Annotated in this window: 18 protein-coding genes, 1 pseudogene and 1 riboswitch; of the genes and pseudogenes, 13 read left to right on the top strand and 6 right to left on the bottom strand. The window is 69.8% G+C overall.

Annotated elements, in window-relative coordinates; all coding sequences use genetic code 11:
- Nucleotides 1-45 precede the first annotated feature (45 nt).
- The 8 genes from ACSBPG_RS23890 to ribB all read left to right on the top strand — a co-directional run bounded on the left by ACSBPG_RS23890 (nucleotide 46) and on the right by ribB (nucleotide 6,306).
- A complete protein-coding gene (locus ACSBPG_RS23890; protein ID WP_435539735.1) occupies nucleotides 46-777 on the top strand; it encodes a PIG-L deacetylase family protein in 732 nt (243 codons plus the stop codon).
- A complete protein-coding gene (locus ACSBPG_RS23895; protein WP_435539736.1) occupies nucleotides 777-1,448 on the top strand; it encodes a 4-carboxy-4-hydroxy-2-oxoadipate aldolase/oxaloacetate decarboxylase in 672 nt (223 codons plus the stop codon). The genes ACSBPG_RS23890 and ACSBPG_RS23895 overlap by 1 nt, the downstream gene beginning before the upstream one ends.
- Entirely contained in the window at nucleotides 1,441-2,496 is a 1,056-nt protein-coding gene (locus ACSBPG_RS23900) for a 4-oxalomesaconate tautomerase (RefSeq protein WP_435539737.1), read from the top strand. Before ACSBPG_RS23895 ends, ACSBPG_RS23900 begins: the two co-directional genes overlap by 8 nt.
- Nucleotides 2,497-2,518: 22 nt before the next feature.
- Nucleotides 2,519-3,388 carry an amidohydrolase family protein gene (locus tag ACSBPG_RS23905; RefSeq protein WP_435539738.1) on the top strand — a complete coding sequence of 290 codons (870 nt, stop codon included), beginning with the start codon at nucleotides 2,519-2,521 and terminating at the stop codon, nucleotides 3,386-3,388.
- Between the two features lie 67 nt (nucleotides 3,389-3,455).
- Nucleotides 3,456-3,833, top strand: a complete 378-nt coding sequence (locus ACSBPG_RS23910) for a protocatechuate 4,5-dioxygenase subunit alpha (protein WP_435539739.1) — start codon at nucleotides 3,456-3,458, stop codon at nucleotides 3,831-3,833.
- A gap of 1 nt (nucleotide 3,834) precedes the next feature.
- Nucleotides 3,835-4,689: a class III extradiol dioxygenase family protein gene (locus tag ACSBPG_RS23915; RefSeq protein ID WP_435539740.1), complete on the top strand. Its 855-nt coding sequence runs from the start codon at nucleotides 3,835-3,837 to the stop codon at nucleotides 4,687-4,689.
- A 123-nt stretch (nucleotides 4,690-4,812) separates the two neighbouring features.
- Nucleotides 4,813-5,226: a GlcG/HbpS family heme-binding protein gene (locus tag ACSBPG_RS23920; RefSeq protein WP_435539741.1), complete on the top strand. Its 414-nt coding sequence runs from the start codon at nucleotides 4,813-4,815 to the stop codon at nucleotides 5,224-5,226.
- A gap of 112 nt (nucleotides 5,227-5,338) precedes the next feature.
- Nucleotides 5,339-5,485, top strand: a riboswitch (FMN riboswitch).
- 137 nt (nucleotides 5,486-5,622) lie between these two features.
- Nucleotides 5,623-6,306, top strand: a complete 684-nt coding sequence (gene ribB, locus ACSBPG_RS23925) for a 3,4-dihydroxy-2-butanone-4-phosphate synthase (RefSeq protein WP_435539742.1) — start codon at nucleotides 5,623-5,625, stop codon at nucleotides 6,304-6,306.
- Nucleotides 6,307-6,370: 64 nt separating this feature from the next.
- Here ribB and ACSBPG_RS23930 read toward each other — a convergent pair whose 3' ends face one another.
- From ACSBPG_RS23930 to ACSBPG_RS23945, 4 genes are all read right to left on the bottom strand, one after another.
- Nucleotides 6,371-7,159: an SDR family oxidoreductase gene (locus ACSBPG_RS23930; RefSeq protein WP_435539743.1), complete on the bottom strand. Its 789-nt coding sequence runs from the start codon at nucleotides 7,157-7,159 to the stop codon at nucleotides 6,371-6,373.
- A 91-nt stretch (nucleotides 7,160-7,250) separates the two neighbouring features.
- Entirely contained in the window at nucleotides 7,251-8,744 is a 1,494-nt protein-coding gene (locus ACSBPG_RS23935) for a sugar ABC transporter ATP-binding protein (RefSeq protein WP_435539744.1), read from the bottom strand.
- Nucleotides 8,745-8,762: 18 nt separating this feature from the next.
- Complete coding sequence (locus tag ACSBPG_RS23940; RefSeq protein WP_435539745.1) at nucleotides 8,763-9,692, bottom strand: sugar ABC transporter substrate-binding protein; 930 nt, start codon at nucleotides 9,690-9,692, stop codon at nucleotides 8,763-8,765.
- 118 nt (nucleotides 9,693-9,810) lie between these two features.
- Nucleotides 9,811-10,647 carry an ABC transporter permease gene (locus ACSBPG_RS23945; RefSeq protein WP_435539746.1) on the bottom strand — a complete coding sequence of 279 codons (837 nt, stop codon included), beginning with the start codon at nucleotides 10,645-10,647 and terminating at the stop codon, nucleotides 9,811-9,813.
- Between the two features lie 339 nt (nucleotides 10,648-10,986).
- On the opposite strand from ACSBPG_RS23945, the gene ACSBPG_RS23950 reads away from it, so the two are divergent.
- The 5 genes from ACSBPG_RS23950 to ACSBPG_RS23970 all read left to right on the top strand — a co-directional run bounded on the left by ACSBPG_RS23950 (nucleotide 10,987) and on the right by ACSBPG_RS23970 (nucleotide 16,092).
- Nucleotides 10,987-11,817: a transketolase gene (locus tag ACSBPG_RS23950; protein ID WP_435539747.1), complete on the top strand. Its 831-nt coding sequence runs from the start codon at nucleotides 10,987-10,989 to the stop codon at nucleotides 11,815-11,817.
- Nucleotides 11,814-12,773: a transketolase family protein gene (locus tag ACSBPG_RS23955; RefSeq protein ID WP_435539748.1), complete on the top strand. Its 960-nt coding sequence runs from the start codon at nucleotides 11,814-11,816 to the stop codon at nucleotides 12,771-12,773. The genes ACSBPG_RS23950 and ACSBPG_RS23955 overlap by 4 nt, the downstream gene beginning before the upstream one ends.
- Nucleotides 12,774-12,793: 20 nt before the next feature.
- Nucleotides 12,794-14,254: an FGGY family carbohydrate kinase gene (locus ACSBPG_RS23960; RefSeq protein WP_435539749.1), complete on the top strand. Its 1,461-nt coding sequence runs from the start codon at nucleotides 12,794-12,796 to the stop codon at nucleotides 14,252-14,254.
- Between the two features lie 66 nt (nucleotides 14,255-14,320).
- Entirely contained in the window at nucleotides 14,321-15,280 is a 960-nt protein-coding gene (locus ACSBPG_RS23965; RefSeq protein ID WP_435539750.1) for a sugar-binding transcriptional regulator, read from the top strand.
- Between the two features lie 29 nt (nucleotides 15,281-15,309).
- Nucleotides 15,310-16,092: an SDR family oxidoreductase gene (locus ACSBPG_RS23970; protein ID WP_435539751.1), complete on the top strand. Its 783-nt coding sequence runs from the start codon at nucleotides 15,310-15,312 to the stop codon at nucleotides 16,090-16,092.
- Nucleotides 16,093-16,122: 30 nt separating this feature from the next.
- Here ACSBPG_RS23970 and ACSBPG_RS23975 read toward each other — a convergent pair whose 3' ends face one another.
- Nucleotides 16,123-16,620 (bottom strand): hypothetical protein, encoded by a 498-nt coding sequence (locus ACSBPG_RS23975; protein WP_435539752.1) that lies wholly within the window; start codon nucleotides 16,618-16,620, stop codon nucleotides 16,123-16,125.
- Between the two features lie 316 nt (nucleotides 16,621-16,936).
- Nucleotides 16,937-17,397: pseudogene (locus ACSBPG_RS23980) on the bottom strand (calcium-binding protein); the annotation flags it as partial.

Genomic DNA, 17,397 nt, shown 5'->3' on the forward strand with positions numbered 1-17,397 from the left:
CGCCGGACCCCGCCGGCGGGACGCGTTAGGAGGGATTTGCAGTCCATGAGCGATAAGAAAACCGCCCTGGTGATCAGCGCCCACGCCGCCGACTTCGTGTGGCGGTGCGGCGGCGCCATCGCCCTGCACCAGAAGCTGGGCTACGAGGTCACCATCGTCTGCCTGTCCTACGGCGAGCGCGGCGAGTCCGCCAAGCTGTGGAAGCAGAACGCGACGCTCGACCAAGTGAAGGCGGCCCGCCGGGCCGAGGCGGAGAAGGCGGCGGCCGCGCTCTCGGCCCACGACATCCGCTTCATGGACCTCGGCGACTACCCGCTCGACGTCGACCGCGACGCCAAGTTCGAGCTGGTCGACATCATCCGCGCGGTGCAGCCCCGGTTCATGATGAGCCACTCGCTCTGGGACCCCTACAACACCGACCACATGGGCGCCACGAAGATCGCCCTGGAGTGCCGGATGATCGCCCAGGCCTGGGGCCACAATCCCGGCCAGAAGGTGCTCGGTGCCCCGCAGCTCTACCTGTTCGAGCCGCACCAGACCGAGCAGATGGGCTGGAAGCCGGACGTCTTCCTCGACATCTCCGAGGTGTGGGAGCAGAAGCGCGCCGCCATCGAGTGCATGGAGGGGCAGCAGCACCTCTGGGACTACTACACCAACCTGGCGCAGAACCGCGCCAACCACTTCCGCCGCAACTCCGGCGGCCAGGCGGGCGGCCGTCCCGCCAAGTACGCCGAGGGCTTCCAGTCCGTCTTCCCCCGCACCGTGGATGAGCTGTGATGAACGTCGTCGTCCAGAACATCGAGCGGCCGGATCCGGCCGTCATCGCCGGCCTCGGCGAGGCCGGCGTCGCCACCGTCCACGAGGCGCAGGGCCGCAAGGGCCTGCTCGCCTCCCACATGCGGCCGATCTATGCCGGCGCCCGCATTGCCGGCCCGGCGGTCACCATCTCCGCCCCGCCCGGCGACAACTGGATGTTCCACGTCGCCATCGAGCAGGTGAAGAAGGGCGACGTCGTCGTCATGGCCCCGACCTCGCCCTGCGAGGACGGCTATTTCGGCGACCTGCTGGCGACCTCGCTGCAGGCGCGCGGCGGCGCCGGGCTGGTCATCGAGGCGGGGGTGCGCGACGTGCGCGACCTCACCGAGATGAAGTTCCCGGTGTGGTCCAAGGCGATCTACGCCGCCGGCACGGTGAAGGAGACGCTCGGCTCGATCAACGTCCCGATCGTCTGCGCCGGCCAGCTCGTCAACCCCGGCGACGTGGTGATCGCCGACGACGACGGCGTCTGCGTGGTGCGCCGCGAGGAGGCCGCCGAGGTGCTGGAGAAGGCGCGCGCCCGCATGGCGGCGGAGGAGAGCAAGCGCCAGCGCCTGGCCGCCGGCGAGCTCGGCCTCGACATCTACGACATGCGCGGCCGGCTCGAAGCCAAGGGCCTCAAGTATGTCTGAAGCCCGCTGCATGTGGATGCGCGGCGGCACCTCCAAGGGCGGGTTCTTCCTGGCCGACGACCTGCCCGCGGACGCCGCCGAGCGCGACGCCTTCCTGCTGCGGGTCATGGGCTCCCCCGATCCGCGGCAGATCGACGGGATGGGCGGCGCCCACCCGCTGACGTCGAAGATCGCCGTGGTCCGCCGGTCGGCGCGCGACGGCGTCGACGTCGACTACCTGTTCCTGCAGGCCTTCGTCGACAAGCCCATCGTCACCGACGCGCAGAACTGCGGCAACATGCTGGCCGGCGTCGGCCCGTTCGCCATCGAGCGCGGGCTGGTCGCGGCGCGCGACGGCGAGACGCCGGTGCGCATCCACATGGAGAACACCGGTCAGGTGGCGGTGGCCACGGTGCAGACGCCGGGCGGCCGGGTGACCTACGCCGGCGACGCGCGCATCGACGGCGTCCCCGGCACCGCCGCCCCCATCCCGCTGGAGTTCAAGGACACCGCGGGGTCGAGCTGCGGCGCCCTGCTGCCCACCGGCAACCCGGTCGACGTCATCGACGGGGTCGAGGTCACCTGCATCGACAACGGCATGCCGGTGGTGGTGCTGCGCGCCGGGGATCTCGGCATCACCGGGCAGGAGACGCGCGAGCAGCTCGACGCCGACACGGCGCTCAAGGCGAGGCTGGAGAGCATCCGCCTGAAGGCCGGGCCGCTGATGAACCTCGGCGACGTGGCGAAGAAGTCGGTGCCGAAGATGACGCTGGTCAGCCCGCCGAGCCACGGCGGCGCCATCTCCACGCGCACCTTCATCCCGCACGACTGCCACGCCTCCATCGGCGTGCTGGGCGCCGTCAGCGTCGCCACCGCCTGCGCGCTCGAGGGCTCGCCCGCCGCCGCCATGGCGGTGATGCCGGACGGCCGGCGGCGCACCGTGTCGGTGGAGCACCCGACGGGCGAGACGACGGTGGTGCTGACGATGGCCGAGGACGGCTCGGTCGCCACGGCGGCGATGCTGCGCACCGCGCGCAAGCTGTTCGACGGCACCGTGTACGCCGACTGACACCGAACGAAGGACCCTTCCCATGGACGCCGACTACCTGCCGTTCCACCCCAACCCGTCGAAGCCGGCCTACACGCCGCCGCCGGGAGCCGTGGACGCCCATTGCCACGTGTTCGGCCCGGCCGAAATCTTCCCCTACGCGCCGGAGCGCAAGTACACGCCCTGCGACGCCCCCAAGGAGAAGCTGTTCGCGCTCCGCGACTTCCTGGGGTTCGAGCGCAACGTCATCGTCCAGGCGACCTGCCACGGCCGCGACAACCGGGCGCTGGTCGACGCGCTGAAGGCCGCCGACGGCAAGGCGCGCGGCGTCGCCTCGGTGGGCCCCAACGTCAGCGACGCCGAGCTGGCGGAGATGGACGCCGCCGGCGTGCGCGGCGTGCGCTTCAACTTCGTCAAGCGGCTGGTGGACGCCACCCCGCGCGAGGTGTTCCTCGGCATCGCCGAGCGCATCAAGGCGCTGGGCTGGCACACGGTGGTCTATTTCGAGGCTCCCGACCTGGAAGGGCTGACCCCCTTCCTCAAGGAGCTGCCGACCACCGTGGTGGTCGACCACATGGGCCGGCCCGACATCGCCGCCGGCGTCGACTCCCCCGGCTTCCACCGCTTCCTGGGGCTGATGGAGGACCCCAAGTTCTGGAGCAAGGTGAGCTGCCCCGAGCGCCTCAGCGTCCAGGGCCCGCCCACCTACGACGACGTCGTGCCCTTCGCCCGCACCCTGGTCGAGCGCTTCCCCGACCGCGTGCTGTGGGGGACCGACTGGCCGCACCCCAACATGACGTCGCACATGCCCGACGACGGCCGGCTGGTCGACGTCATCCCCCGCATCGCCCCGACCCCGGAGCTGCAGAAAGCCCTGCTGGTCGACAACCCGATGCGGCTATACTGGTCCTGAAGAAGAAAAACCTCTCACGGGGAGCGCGTTAGAGACGACGCCAATAATCCTGTGAGGAGGAACACCCATGTCGAACCCTGGTCTGACACACCCGGGGAAAGACGCCGGCCCGCCCATCCCCGGCACGACCATCTTCGATGGCCGCATGGCGATGAAGGGCTACGCGCTCAACAAGATGTGCTACTCGTTCAACGAGAAGAAGAACCGGGACGCCTTCCTCGCCGACGAGGAAGGCTACCTCGAGAGGTACGGCCTGAGCGAGGAGCAGAAGGCGGCGGTGCGCAGCCGCGAGGTGCTGCGGATGATCGCCGCCGGCGGCAACATCTACTATCTGGCGAAGCTGGCCGGCATCTTCGGCCTGACGGTCCAGGACGTCGGCGCCCAGCAGACCGGCATGAGCGTCGAGGACTTCAAGCGGATGCTCGCGGACGCGGGGAGGAACTGACATGGCACGGATCATCGGCGGCCTCACCACCTCGCACATCCCGGCGATCGGCAACGCCATTTCCAAGGAACTGTTCGAGGACCCGTACTGGAAGCCGTTCTTCGCCGGCTATCCGCCCGTCCGCGACTGGCTGGACAAGGAGAAGCCGGACGTGGCGATCGTGATCTACAACGATCACGGCTTGAACTTCTTCCTCGACAAGATGCCGACCTTCTCCATCGGCGCGGCCGCGCAGTACGAGAACGCCGACGAGGGCTGGGGCCTGAAGCCGCTGCCGCCCTTCCAGGGCGCGCCGGAGCTGTCGTGGCACATCATCGAGCGGCTGGTGGCCGAGGAGTTCGACGTCACGAGCTGCCAGGAGATGCTGGTGGACCACGGCTTCGCCGTGCCGATCTCGCTGTTCTGGCCGGACCGGACGACGACCGAGCCGGCGCGGCAGATCAGGACCATCCCGGTCTGCATCAACACGGTGCAGCACCCGCTGCCGAGCCCGAAGCGCTGCTACAAGCTGGGCCAGGCCATCGGCCGCGCCGTCGCCTCCTACCCCGAGGACCTCAAGGTGGTGGTGCTCGGCACCGGCGGCCTGTCGCACCAGCTGGACGGCGAGCGGGCGGGCTTCATCAACAAGACGTTCGACCTGATGTGCATGGAGAAGATCGTCGACGAGGTGGACAGCCTGACCGAGCTGACGATCCACGACCTCGTCCGCGAGGCCGGCGCCCAGGGAGCCGAGTTCATCCTCTGGCTGGCGATGCGCGGCGCGCTGCAGGGCCACGTCAAGAAGCTGCACAGCAACTACCACATCCCGATCTCCAACACGGCCGCCGGCCTCCTGCTGTTGGAGAACGCCGCCTGACGCCGCGGGCCCTCTCCCGCGCGTGGCGTCGGCCTGGCCGACGCCCCCTTGGCGGGACCGCGGCGGTGCGAGCCGCCGTGGTCCCGCGTTTCTTTCACAGGAGGAATGTCCGGCGATGGACGATTGGTCCACTCCCGCTCGCTGGGCCTCGGCACCGCCCGTCGCCTTGCCGACGCCGCGATCGCCAAGGCCGAGGCCATGGGCCTGCGCGTCCACGTCCATGTCGTCGATCCCGCCGGCAACGCGCTGGTCTATCTGCGCATGCCCGGCGCGCCCCTGCCCGCGCGCCTGATCGCCGAGCGCAAGGCGATGACCGCCGCCGGCTACCGGCAGCCCACGGCCCACTGGAAGGACAAGCTGGCGGACAAGCCCCACGTCGCGCAGGGCCTGTCCACCCACCCGCAGATCGCGCTGATCGGCGGCGGCGTCCCGGTCGTCCACGACGGCGAGGTGGTGGGCGCCGTCGGCGTCGCCGGCGCCCTGGAGGAGCAGGACGTGGCGATCGCCGCGGCTGCCGTGGCCGCCGTGTGCGGATGAACGGCCGGGGCGCCGCGGCGTGGCGCGGAGCGCCCCGCCGCCGATGGCGGAACGACCCCAACCACCGGTGGCGCCGCACCTTGCAATGCCGGTCCGCCATGGCCTATATACGACCTGTTCTCAGGGCGGGGTGAAATTCCCCACCGGCGGTATCGGGAGCGATCCCGGAGCCCGCGAGCGCTTCCGGTCCGTCCGGAAGGTCAGCAGATCCGGTGCGAGGCCGGAGCCGACGGTACAGTCCGGATGAAAGAGAGCAATATGATCCGTGCCCTCTCCGGCAATCGTGGGGGGTGCGCGGTCGTTGTTCGCCCAAGGGAAACCGTTCAACCGCAAGGTGCATGAACGGCGTGCTCAATACCGGGACACCCGGTGGGACCCTTGAAAGGCTTGCAGGACATGATTTCCAGAATCGAAGATGCCATCGCCGCCATTGCCCGCGGCGACATGGTCGTCGTCGTCGACGACGAGGATCGCGAGAACGAGGGCGACATCGTCATCGCCTCGGACGCCATCACGCCCGAGGCGGTCGCGTTCATGATGAACCACGCCCGCGGGCTGATCTGCGTGGCGATGGAAGGGGAGCGGCTCGACGAGCTCGACATCCCGCTGATGGTCCCCAACAACACGGAATCGCAGAAGACGGCGTTCACCGTCTCGGTGGACTGCATCCACGGCACCACCACCGGCATCTCCGCCGGCGACCGGGCGGCCACCGTCCGTGCCCTGGTCGACGCCCGCTCCCGGCCCGACGACTTCGCCCGGCCGGGACACGTCTTTCCGCTGCGCGCCAACGCCGACGGCGTCCTCGGGCGCCCCGGCCACACCGAGGCGGCGGTCGACCTCAGCCGTCTGGCCGGGCGCGTCCCCTCGGGCGTCATCTGCGAGGTCGCCAGCGACGACGGCCGCATGGCGCGGCTGCCGGAACTGGAACTGTTCGCCGAGCGGCACGGCCTGCTGCTCGTGACGATCCGCGATCTCGTCGCCTACCGCGGCCGTGAGGGCGGGCGGGACGCCGCGGCCTTCGGGCGCGGCCGGTCCGAGGCGGCGCACGCCGCGCCGGCCCTGGCCGGCCTGTCCTGAGCGGCGGCGGACCGCCGATTGCCGACCGCCCGCCGGGGGGCCCGTTCCCCGGCGGGCGGCGCGCTCACCAGCAGCAGAAGCCGCCGTCCACCAGGAGGTCGACCCCGGTGCAGTAGGACGAGGCGTCGCTGGCCAGGAAGATGGCCGGCCCCACCATCTCGTCGACGCCGGCCATCCGGCCCATCGGCGTCTGGCGCTCGAATTCCTTGGTCTGGTGGACCATTTCCGGACGCGTGTTCATCGGCGTCGCGGTGTAGCCGGGGCTGATCGAGTTCACGCGCAGGCCGCGCCCGACCCATTCCATGGCCATGCTCTTGGTCATGTGGATGACCCCGGCCTTGGACGCGTTGTAGTGCACCTGCTCCAGACCGCGGTTGACGATGACGCCCGACATCGAGGCGATGTTGACGATGCTGCCCCTGCCGTGGCGCAGCATGGCGTTCGCCTCGGCCTGGCAGGAGAAGAAGACGCCCTTCATGTTGATGTCCATGAGCGTCTGGTACTGCTCCTCGCCCATCGTCTCGCAGGGGTTGGCGTTGGCGATGCCGGCGGAATTGACGGCGATGGCCAGCGCGCCCAGCTCCGTCTCCGTCCGCGCCACCGCGTCGTCCAGCGCCGCGCGCGAGGTCACGTCGGCGGCGATGGCGATCGCCTTGCGGCCGTAGCGGCCGATGGTCTCGACGGTCGCCGCCGTGCCGCCGTCGTCGCGGCGGTCGAGGCAGGCCACGTCGGCACCGCACTGCGCCAGACCGATGGCGATGCGCTGGCCGATGCCGCTGCCGGCGCCGGTCACCAGGGCGACCCGGCCGGCGAGATCGAAGAGGGCGGGGGCGTCGAGACGGATGTCGAGCATGAGATCCTCCATGTCCGCAGAGGTCGGGACCGGACCCCTGCACGCGTGTGTTTCCGGGGGTGGGCCGGGTGATCGGATCACCCCAAGGGGGCTAGCTCGTGGCGAGCTCCATGACGGACACGTCGTTGGCCTCGCCGCGGTCGAGGATGCCGGCCCGCCGGCCCGCCGCCATGACCATGATCCGGTTGGAGACCCCGAGGACCTCCTCCAGGTCGGAACTGACCACGACGACGGCGACGCCCTGCTCGGCCAGCCCGACGATGATGTCGTAGATCGCCGAGCGGGCGCCGACGTCGATGCCGCGGGTCGGCTCGTCGAGCAGCACGACCTGCGGGTTGCGCGCGAGCCACTTGGCCAGGACCGCCTTCTGCTGGTTGCCGCCCGACAGTTCGTTGGCCGCCTGGTGCGCCTCGCCCTTCACGCCGAAGCGGCGGATCTGCCGCGCGGCGAAGGCGGTCACCCGGCCCTTCGTCACGCAGCCGTTCCAGGAGACCGCGTCCCGGTTCGCGTAGCCGATGTTCTCGGCGATGCTGTGGGTCTGGACGAGGCCTTGCGTCTTGCGGTCCTCCGGCACGAGGACGACACCCATCCGGATGGCTTGCCGGGGGTTTCCCGGCGGGACGTCGCGGCCGTGAACGGCGATCCGGCCGCGCGCGACCGGATCGGCCCCGGCGATCGCCCGGACGAGTTCGGTCCGCCCCGCGCCGACGAGCCCGGCGATGCCGAAGATCTCCCCTTTCCGGACCGAGAAGCTGATGTCCCGGAAGGACCCGTGGGGCGACGCCAGGCCCTCGACCTCCAGCACGACCTCCTCGGCCGGCGTCGGGATCGCCGGGAACATCCGGCCCAGGCTCCGCCCCACCATGGCCTCGACGATGGTGCGGACGGGAACGTCGGCGCTGTCGAACTCCTTCACCTTCTCGCCGTCGCGCATCACGACGATGCGGTCGGCGATGCGCTTGATCTCCTCCAGCCGGTGGGAAATGTAGATGATGCCCACCCCGTCGGCCTTGAGGCGCTCGATCTGCTCGAACAGAAGCGCCGTCTCGTTGGTGCCGAGGGCGGCGGTGGGTTCGTCGAGAATGAGCAGCCGCGCGTTCAGCGCCAGCGCCTTGGCGATCTCGACGAGCTGCTGGTTGGCGGTCGACAGGCCCTTGACGAGACGGTTGGCCGGGATGGTCAGGCCGAGGCGCCGGAGCTGGCTGTGCGCCCGCTCCTCCATCGCCTTGCGGTCGATCCGTCCGCCCCTGGTCGGATAACGGCCGACGAAGACGTTCTCGGCGATCGACAGGTGTTCGAGGAGGCGCAGCTCCTGGTGGATCAGCCCGACCCCCTGGTCGATGGCCTGCCGCGGATCGGCGGGGGCGTAGGGCGTCCCCCGCCAGGTCATCTCTCCCGAACTCGGCTGGATGGCGCCGGCGACGATGTTGGACAGGGTCGACTTGCCGGCGCCATTCTCGCCGAGAAGCGCCACGACCTCTCCCGCGTGGATATCGAGATCGATTCCGTGCAGGACCTCCAGGGGACCGAAGCTCTTCCGGATGCGACGGAGGGAGAGGATGGGAGGATCGGCCTCCGGGATCATGGCGCGGCCTCCCTCGGCTTACGGGTGGTTCTCGATGAACGGCCCGACGTTCTCCTTCGTCGTGAGGGTCGCTTCCAGCAGTTGCTCGGCGGGAACCTTCTCCCCGGCGACCAGCTTGATCGCGCTGTCGACGGCGAGGCGCCCCATGTACTGGGTGCGCTGGGTCGCCGTGACGTCGAACACGCCGTCGCGCAACGCCTCCAGCGCGGCCGTGTCGCCGTCGAAGCCGGCGACCCAGATCCGCTGCGGCAGGTTGGCGACCTTCACCGCCTGGGCCGCGCCCAGGGCCAGCGCGTCGGCCTGCCCCCAGACGATGGTCACGTCGGGATGCGCCTGCAGCATGTTCTGGGTCATCTGGAACCCCTCGTCCTGCGACCAGATCTGGCTCCACTGTTCGGCCACGACCGTGATCCCCGGATTCTCCTTCATGGCCTGGGCGCATCCCTTGGAGCGGTCGACCTCCGGGGTGGTGCCCTTCTGGCCGTGGACGATGATCATCTTCCCGGAGCCGCCGGCCTTCTCGAAGATGTACTTGCAGACGTTGTAGGCCGATTTCACGCTGTCGGAGGCGATGAAGGTGTCGCCGGGCTCGCCGTCGGCGTTGCGGTCGACGTTGATCACCGGAACGCCCTGCGCCCGGGCGAGGCGGGCCGGCACGGTGGCGGCCGCGGCGCCGGCGGGGATGTAGATGAAGGCGTCGATGTTCTGGGTCAGCAGGTCCTGGACCTGGCTGACCTGGGTGGCGCTGTCGCCCTTGGCGTCGACGGTGATCACCTTGATGCCCTTCTCGGCCCCGTAGGCCTCGACGGACTGCTTGATCTGGTTGAAGAAGTTCGCTTGCAGGTTGGCGACCGCGAGGCCGATCCGCTGGACGTCCGCGGCGGAGGCGCCGACCGGCACGAGGGCGGTGGTCAGGACGGCGGCCAGAAGAGCGTTCTTGAGGTTCATTGGGACGGTCTCCTCCATGTGATTGTCCCGCCGCGGGAAGCCGCGGTGGTGTCAGGCGATGCCCCGCGTCGCGCCGGGCGGTAGGCCGGCGGCGCGGGCCGCCGGTGTGCGTTTGCCGCTATTTCTTCTTCAGGGCCTCGGCGGCGACCGCCAGGGCGATCACCACCCCGATCACCACCTGCTGGGTGAAGGGGGACACGCCGAGAAGATTGAGGCCATTGCGCAGGACGCCGATGATGAGGACGCCGATGGCCGTGCCCGCGATTCCGCCGGTCCCGCCCGACAGGCTGGTCCCGCCGATGACCACGGCCGCGATGGTGTCCAGCTCGTAGGTGAAGCCCGAGCTCGGTTGCACCGAGTCGAGGCGGGCGGCGAGGACGATCCCGGCCAGCCCCGCGAGAAGGCCGGAGACGACGTAGACGCCGATCGTCGTCGACTTCACCGTGATGCCGGCGAGGCGGGCGACCTCGGCGTTGCCGCCGATGGCGTAGAGGCTGCGGCCGCCGAAGGTGTAGCGCAGGAAGAGCCAGCCGGCCAGGAAGACGACCAGCATGAGCGCCACGGTCACGGTGAGGAATCCGCCGTGCCGGACGATCGCCAGCAGATTGAACCAGCCGGGAAAGCCGACGATCTGCTGGCCGTCGGTGATCATGTTGGCGAGGCCCCGCGCCACCGACATCATGGCCAGGGTGGCGATGAAGGCGGGCACGCCGAAACCGGTGATCAGCACGCCCGAAACGGCCCCCGTGAGGGCCGCCGCGGCCAGGGCCACGACCATCGCCGCCCCCAGGGGAAGACCCGCCTCGTTGGACAGGTAGCCCATGATCATCATGGCCAGCGCCAGCACCGAGCCGACGGCCAGATCGATCCCGCCGATCAGAATGACGAAGGTCATGCCCACCGCCATGATCCCCAGCACGGTGATCTGGTCGAGCACGTTCAGAAGGTTCCGCACCGACAGGAACGAATCCGTCGCGAAACTCAGGAAGACGCAGAGCGCCAGAAGCCCGATGAGCGGTCCCGTCGCCCCCCCAAGGGCGAAAAGCCCCCCGAGGCCGCGCGCGCCGGACCCGACCGCTGTCGTCGCCGTTGTCGACACTTCAATCCTCCCGGCCTTGGAATATTTATTCCTTATTGATATTTGATGCATACACCGCGGGCCACGCCTTGTCAAGGCGCGCCACGGATGCCCGCCACCCCGCGACAAACGGCGCAGGACCCCGGTAGGCCCTTGACAGGGCCGCCTCTCTGAATAAGAATTGTTATGTGAATAAATATGCAAGTTGGTGACCCCATGGAGCCGCAGACCCCCCAGGACCTCCGCGTCATCGCGAACCGGATCCGGCGCCGGGACCTGCAAGCCGTTTTCGAGGCGGGGGCCGGTCACATCGGCGGCGAGATGTCGGTGATCGACCTGCTCACGGCCCTCTACTTCAACGTTCTGAACGTCGATCCCCGCGCGCCGCTGGACCCGCTGCGGGACCGCCTGGTGCTGAGCAAGGGCCACACGGCGTGCGCCCTCTACGTCACCCTGGCCGAGCGCGGGTTCCTTCCGAAGGAGGAGATCGCGACCTTCCTGAAGCCGCTGTCCCGGCTGAACGGCCATCCCAACCGCACGAAGGTCCCCGGCGTGGAAACCAACACGGGGCCGCTCGGGCACGGCCTTCCCGTGGCCGTCGGCATGGCCAAGGCCGCCAAGCTCGACGGCGCGTCCTGGCGCGTCTTCGTCATCACCGGCGACGGCGAGATGCAGGAGGGGAGCAACTGGGAAGCCATCATGGCGGCGGCACAGTTCAAGCTCGACAACCTGACCCTGATCATCGACCACAACCGCCTCCAGCAGGGCGCGCGCCTGGCGGACACCAACGACGTCGCGCCCCTGGCGCCCAAGCTGGAGGCGTTCGGCTGGGCGGCCGAGGACATCGACGGGCACGACATGGAGCAGATCGTCAAGGCGCTGTCCCGCGACACCATGTCGCCGGGCCGCCCGAAATGCGTCGTGGCGCACACCAACAAGGGCCACGGCATTTCCTTCATGTCCGACCGGGTGGAGTGGCACCACAAGGTGCCCAACGAAGCGCAATACAGGCAGGCCATGGCCGAACTCGAGGAGGCGGCCCGATGACCGTCCAGACCAGCACGCCCACGCTCCACGACTGCCGGGACGCCTTCACCGCCACGCTCGAGGCGCTGGCCGAGGCCAACGCCGCCATCGTCGCGGTGTGCAACGATTCGGTCGGCTCCTCCAAGCTCGGCGGCTTCCGGGACAGGTTTCCCGAGCGCCTGATCAATGTGGGCATCGCTGAACAGAGCCTGGTGGGCACCGCGGCCGGCCTCGCCAACGGCGGCAAGATTCCCTTCGTCTGCGGCGCGTCCTGCTTCCTCACGGGCCGCGCGCTGGAGCAGATCAAGGCGGACGTCGCCTATTCCCTCGCCAACGTGAAGCTGTGCGGCATCAGTTCGGGCATGGCCTATGGCGAGCTCGGCCCCACCCACCATTCGATCGAGGACTTCGCCTGGATCCGGGCGCTGCCCAACATCCCCGTCATCGCGCCGGCCGACCGCATCGAGACGGCGGCGGCGACGGCATGGGCGGCCCGGCACGACGGCCCGGTCTTCCTGCGCCTGAGCCGTGTCGGCGTGCCGGACCTCCTGCCCGAGGGGCACGTGTTCGAACCGGGGCGGGCGAACACCCTGCGCGACGGCCGGGACGTCACGATCATCGCCAACGGCGTGCTCAGCCACCGGGCCATGCGCGCCGCCGCGATCCTCGACGGCCAGGGCGTGTCGGCGCGGGTCCTGAACATGGCGACGGTCCGGCCGATCGACGTCGACGCGGTGGTCAAGGCGGCCGGGGAGACCCGCGGCATCGTCACCTGCGAGGAGCACACGGTCTATGGCGGCCTCGGCAGCGCCGTCGCCGAGGTCGTGGTCCAGCATCGGCCGGCGCCGATGACGCTTCTCGGCGTGCCCGGGGAGTTCGCCCCGACGGGGTCGGCCAACTTCCTCCTCGATCATTTCGGCATGTCGCCCGAAGGCATCGCGGACAGCGCCCTGCGGCTCCTCGAACGGAAGGGGTAAGTGCGATGGTCGAGCGCGGAATGCTGGCCGTTGACCAGGGCACGACCAACAGCAAGGCCGTGCTCATCGCCGAAAGCGGGGCCATTCTCGCCACCGGCTCCTCGCCGGTCGAGATCCGCCACCCGCGGTCCGGCTGGGTGGAGCAGGACGCCGGGCAGATCTGGACCAGCATCGTCGCCGCCATCCGCGCCTGTCTCGACGGCGCCGCCGGGGCCGGGATCGCCGCCATCGGCATCTCGAACCAGAGGGAATCGGTGCTGGCCTGGGACCGCCGGACGGGCACGCCGCTCGGCCCCGTGGTCACCTGGCAATGCCGGCGCACCGCCCCGGCCTGCGCCGCGCTGAAGGCGGCCGGCGAGGAGGACGGGATCATCGCCCGCACCGGCCTGCCGCTCGACCCGCTGTTCCCGGCCACCAAGGCGCGGTGGCTGCTCGACAACCACTGCCAGGGACGGGCGCCGGCCGACGTCTGTCTGGGGACGGTCGATTCCTGGCTGATCTGGAACCTCACGGGTGGTGCGATCCATGCCACCGACAGCTCCAACGCCGCGCGCACCCAGCTCTACGACATTGGCCGGGGCCGCTGGGACGACGCCCTCCGCGAGGTCTTCGGGGTGCCGCGGGAGGTGCTGCCCGAGGTCCGCGACTCTTCCCATGTGTTCGGCGTGACCAGGGGCGTGCCGGGCGTTCCCGACGGCGTGCCCGTCGCCGCGGCCATCGGCGATTCCCACGCCGCGCTGTTCGGCCACGGCGCCTTCGCGGCCGGCGACGGCAAGGTGACCTTCGGCACCGGATCCTCGGTCATGACCACGCTCCGGGACTTCGTCGTCCCGCCCAAGGGCATCACGACGACGATCGCCTGGTCGCTCGGCGGCAGGCCGACCTACGCCTTCGAGGGCAACATCCTGGTCAGCGCCTCGATCCTGCCCTGGACCGCCGAGCTGCTCGGGGTCGACGGCGTGGCCGCCCTGCTGGACCTCGCCCGGAGCGTCGATGACGCCGGCGGCGTCTACCTCGTTCCCGCCCATGTGGGGCTGGGATCGCCGCACTGGAACGCCTCGGCCCGCGGCCTCGTCTGCGGCCTGTCCTTCGCGTCCACGCGCGCCCACGTCGCCCGCGCGGCGGCGGAAAGCATCGCCCTGCAGGTCCAGGACGTCTTCGAGATCGTCCAGGCGAACGCCGGGCACCCGATCGGCCATCTCTTCGTCGACGGTGGGCCGAGCCGCAATCCCTTCCTGATGGGGATGGTGGCGGACGTCATCGGCCATCCCGTCGTCACCTGCGAGAGCACCGAGGCGTCGGCCCGCGGCGCCGCCTATCTCGCGGGGATCGCGGTGGGCTTCTGGCCCGACCTCGCAACGGTCGGCGCGCTCGAACGGCACGGCGCCACCCTGGCGCCGGCGATCGACCCGGAGGTGCGCGCGACCCTGCTCGCCGGCTGGCGGGCCGCCGTCGCCCGCTCGACCCTCGGCCCCGGTTGAATATATATTCACACCGGTGCCGCATGGGGAGGGAGACCGCGCGTGTCGCGATTGAACGAGTTGAGAATGATGGCCCGCGTTGCCCAGATGTACCACAGCGAGGGGCGCAGGCAGGCGGACATCGCGCAGCACTTGCGGATTTCCCAGGCCAGCGTCTCCCGCATGCTCAAGCGGGCGCTGGAGGAGGAGATCGTGCGCACCACGGTCGTCTCCCCGCCGGGGACCTATGGCGACCTCGAGACGGCGCTGCGCGAGCGGTACGCCTTGCCGGAGGCGATCGTGGTCGAGTGTTCCGAGGACCGCGACGGGGCGATCATGGCGCGGATCGGCGAGGCCGCCGCCCATCTCCTCGAGACGACGATGCAGCCCGGCGAGATCATCGGCGTGTCGAGCTGGAGCGAGACCATCCTGAAGATGGTCGAGAACATCCACCCGATGAAAGGGGGGAAGGCGAAATACGTCGTCCAGACCCTCGGCGGCATGGGCGATCCCACCGTCCAGACCCACGCCACGCTGCTCACCACCCGGCTCGCCAAGCTGACCGGCGCGACGCCGCGGCTTCTCACCACCCCGGGGGTGGCGCCGTCGCGCGAGGCCAAGCTGATCATGCTGGGCGACCAGTACGTCCGGGAAACCATGGACATGTTCGGCCGCATCACCCTCGCCTTCATGGGCATCGGCGCCATCGAACCCTCGCGCATGCTGTCGCGGAGCGGCAACGTCTTCTCGCCCAAGGAACTCGCCGAGGCGGCGGAGGCCGGCGCCATCGGCGACATGAGCCTGCGGTTCTTCGACATCCAGGGCCGGGCCGTCAAGACGCCCCTCGACGAGCGCGTGATCGGCATGACGCTCGACGAACTCGCCCGTGTCGACCGGGTCATCGCCCTGGCCGGCGGGCGATCGAAAACGGACGCCATCCGCGGGGCGCTGCGGACCGGCGTTCTCGACATGCTCATCACCGACCGGTTCACGGCGTGCCGGCTGCTGGACATGGCGGACAGCGGCGCCGGCCGGACGGGCCCGTGAGGGGGCGTGTCAAACGAAGGGGAAACACCATGAAGCGTTTCGAAGGGAAGACCGTGGTCGTCAGCGGCGCCAACAAAGGCATCGGCTACGCGATGGCCGAGCGGTTCGCCGCCGAGGGGGCCAACCTCGTGATCTCCTCCATCGAGGAGCAGATCTTCGAGGCCGCGGACACGCTGCGGGCCAGCGGCGCCGCCGTCGTCCCCGTGGTCTGCGACGTGACCGACGCCAGGGCCGTGCAGGCCCTCTACGACAAGGCCGAGGACGCCTTCGGCGGTGTCGACGTGTCGCTCCAGAACGCCGGCATCATCACCATCGCCAGGGTCGGCGACCTGACGGAGAAGGACTGGGACGCGGTGATGGCGGTGAACACCAAGGGCGTGTTCCTGTGCTGCCGCGAAGCCATCCTGCGCATGCGCAAGACCGGCCGGGGCGGCCGCCTCGTCAACACCGCGTCGGGCCAGGCCCGGCAGGGGTTCATCTACACGCCGCACTACGCCGCGTCGAAGATGGGCGTGGTCGGCATCACGCAGAGCCTCGCCAAGGAGGTGGCGCTCGAGGGGATCACCGTCAACGCCATCTGCCCGGGCATCATCGAGACCGACATGTGGGACTACAACGACCGCGTGTGGGGGCAGATGCTCGGCAACTACAAGCCGGGCGAGCTGATGGCCGAATGGGTGCGGAACATTCCGATGCAGCGCGCGGGCACGGGCCGGGACGTCGCCGGGCTGGTCGCCTTCCTCGCGAGCGACGACGCGGCCTACATCACCGGCCAGACGATCAACGTGGACGGCGGCCTGATCATGTCGTGACGGATCGCCGGGGCTCCGGCGGCGGCGACATCACCCGCCCAGCACGAGGATGTCGGAGCTGGCGAGGGTGCGCACGTCCAGGGTGGCGATCGCCACCGCCGCCCCGCCCCCGGAGCCGTCCGCGTCGAACGACAGCATGCCGGTCGCGGTGTCGAAGACGAACCAGTCGTCGGCGTCCCCCGGCCGGTCGAGCGCGAAACGGGAGGCCGCCAGGACGCCCGCCGGCAGCGCGCCGAAGTTGGCGCCGACGATCTCGATGCGGTCGACGCCGGACTCGAAGTCGGCGATGGTGTCGGCCGCTCCCTCCGGAGCAACGATCCGGAAGGCGTCCGCACCCGCCGCGCCGTACAGCGTGTCGGCCCCCAGACTGCCCTCCAGGACGGCCTCGCCGAGCCCGCCGTAGAGCAGGTCGGCACCGAAGTCGCCATACAGCACGTCGGCGCCGCCGGCGGTGCGCCGGGACCGACCGGATCCCGGACGCGCACGGACACGGCCGGAGCCGTGCCAGTGTCGCCGCCGCCTCGGCATGCGCTGGTCAAACGAACAATTACCGCGTCACTATGACGCGGATCGCCCGGGCGTCCACGAAAAAGCGTTGTTCTCAGCGCCAATTCGTTCAATCAGCGCAAATGCAATATGATCCTATTTCGTCGTATTCAGAATCACACCACCGCGACAAAGGACTATAAGGCGTCGGAAAAATTTTATTTCTGATTTGGACGCAACAAATCTGGCTTTGCACTTGCCCCGATCGATCGGGTTTTGCGGGTGATCCGGAGTCCCGGGCGGGAAGCGGTCACGCTCCCGCCCGGGTCCATCCCGCGCACGTCCAGAACCGCCCTCGTCAGCCGGCGAGCACGGTGATGTCGGACGCCGACAGCGTGCGTACGTTCAGGGTGGCGACGGTGACCGCCGCGCCGGCGCCGCTGCCGTCGGCGTCGAACGACAGCGTGCCCGTCGCCGTGTCGAACACGAACGCCGCACCGCCGCCGGCCGGATTGTCCAGCGCGAAGTTCGCCGCCGACAGCGGGCCCGCCGGGATGCTCCCGAAGTTCGGCCCGACCACCGCGATCCGGTCCTCGCCGGCCGTGAAGTCGGCGATCGCGTCGCCGCCCTCGCTCGGCCCCTCGATGCGGAACACGTCCGCGCCCTCCCCGCCGTACAGCGTGTCCGTCCCCAGGTTCCCCGCCAGGACGTCGTCGCCCCGGCCGCCGTACAGAAGGTCGCCGTCCTGGCCGCCGAACAGCGTGTCGTCCGCCTGCCCGCCGAACAGCGTGTCCGCCGCCTTGTTGCCGTACAGCACGT

Source organism: Azospirillum sp. ST 5-10, from assembly GCF_051225715.1.
Taxonomy (GTDB): domain Bacteria; phylum Pseudomonadota; class Alphaproteobacteria; order Azospirillales; family Azospirillaceae; genus Azospirillum.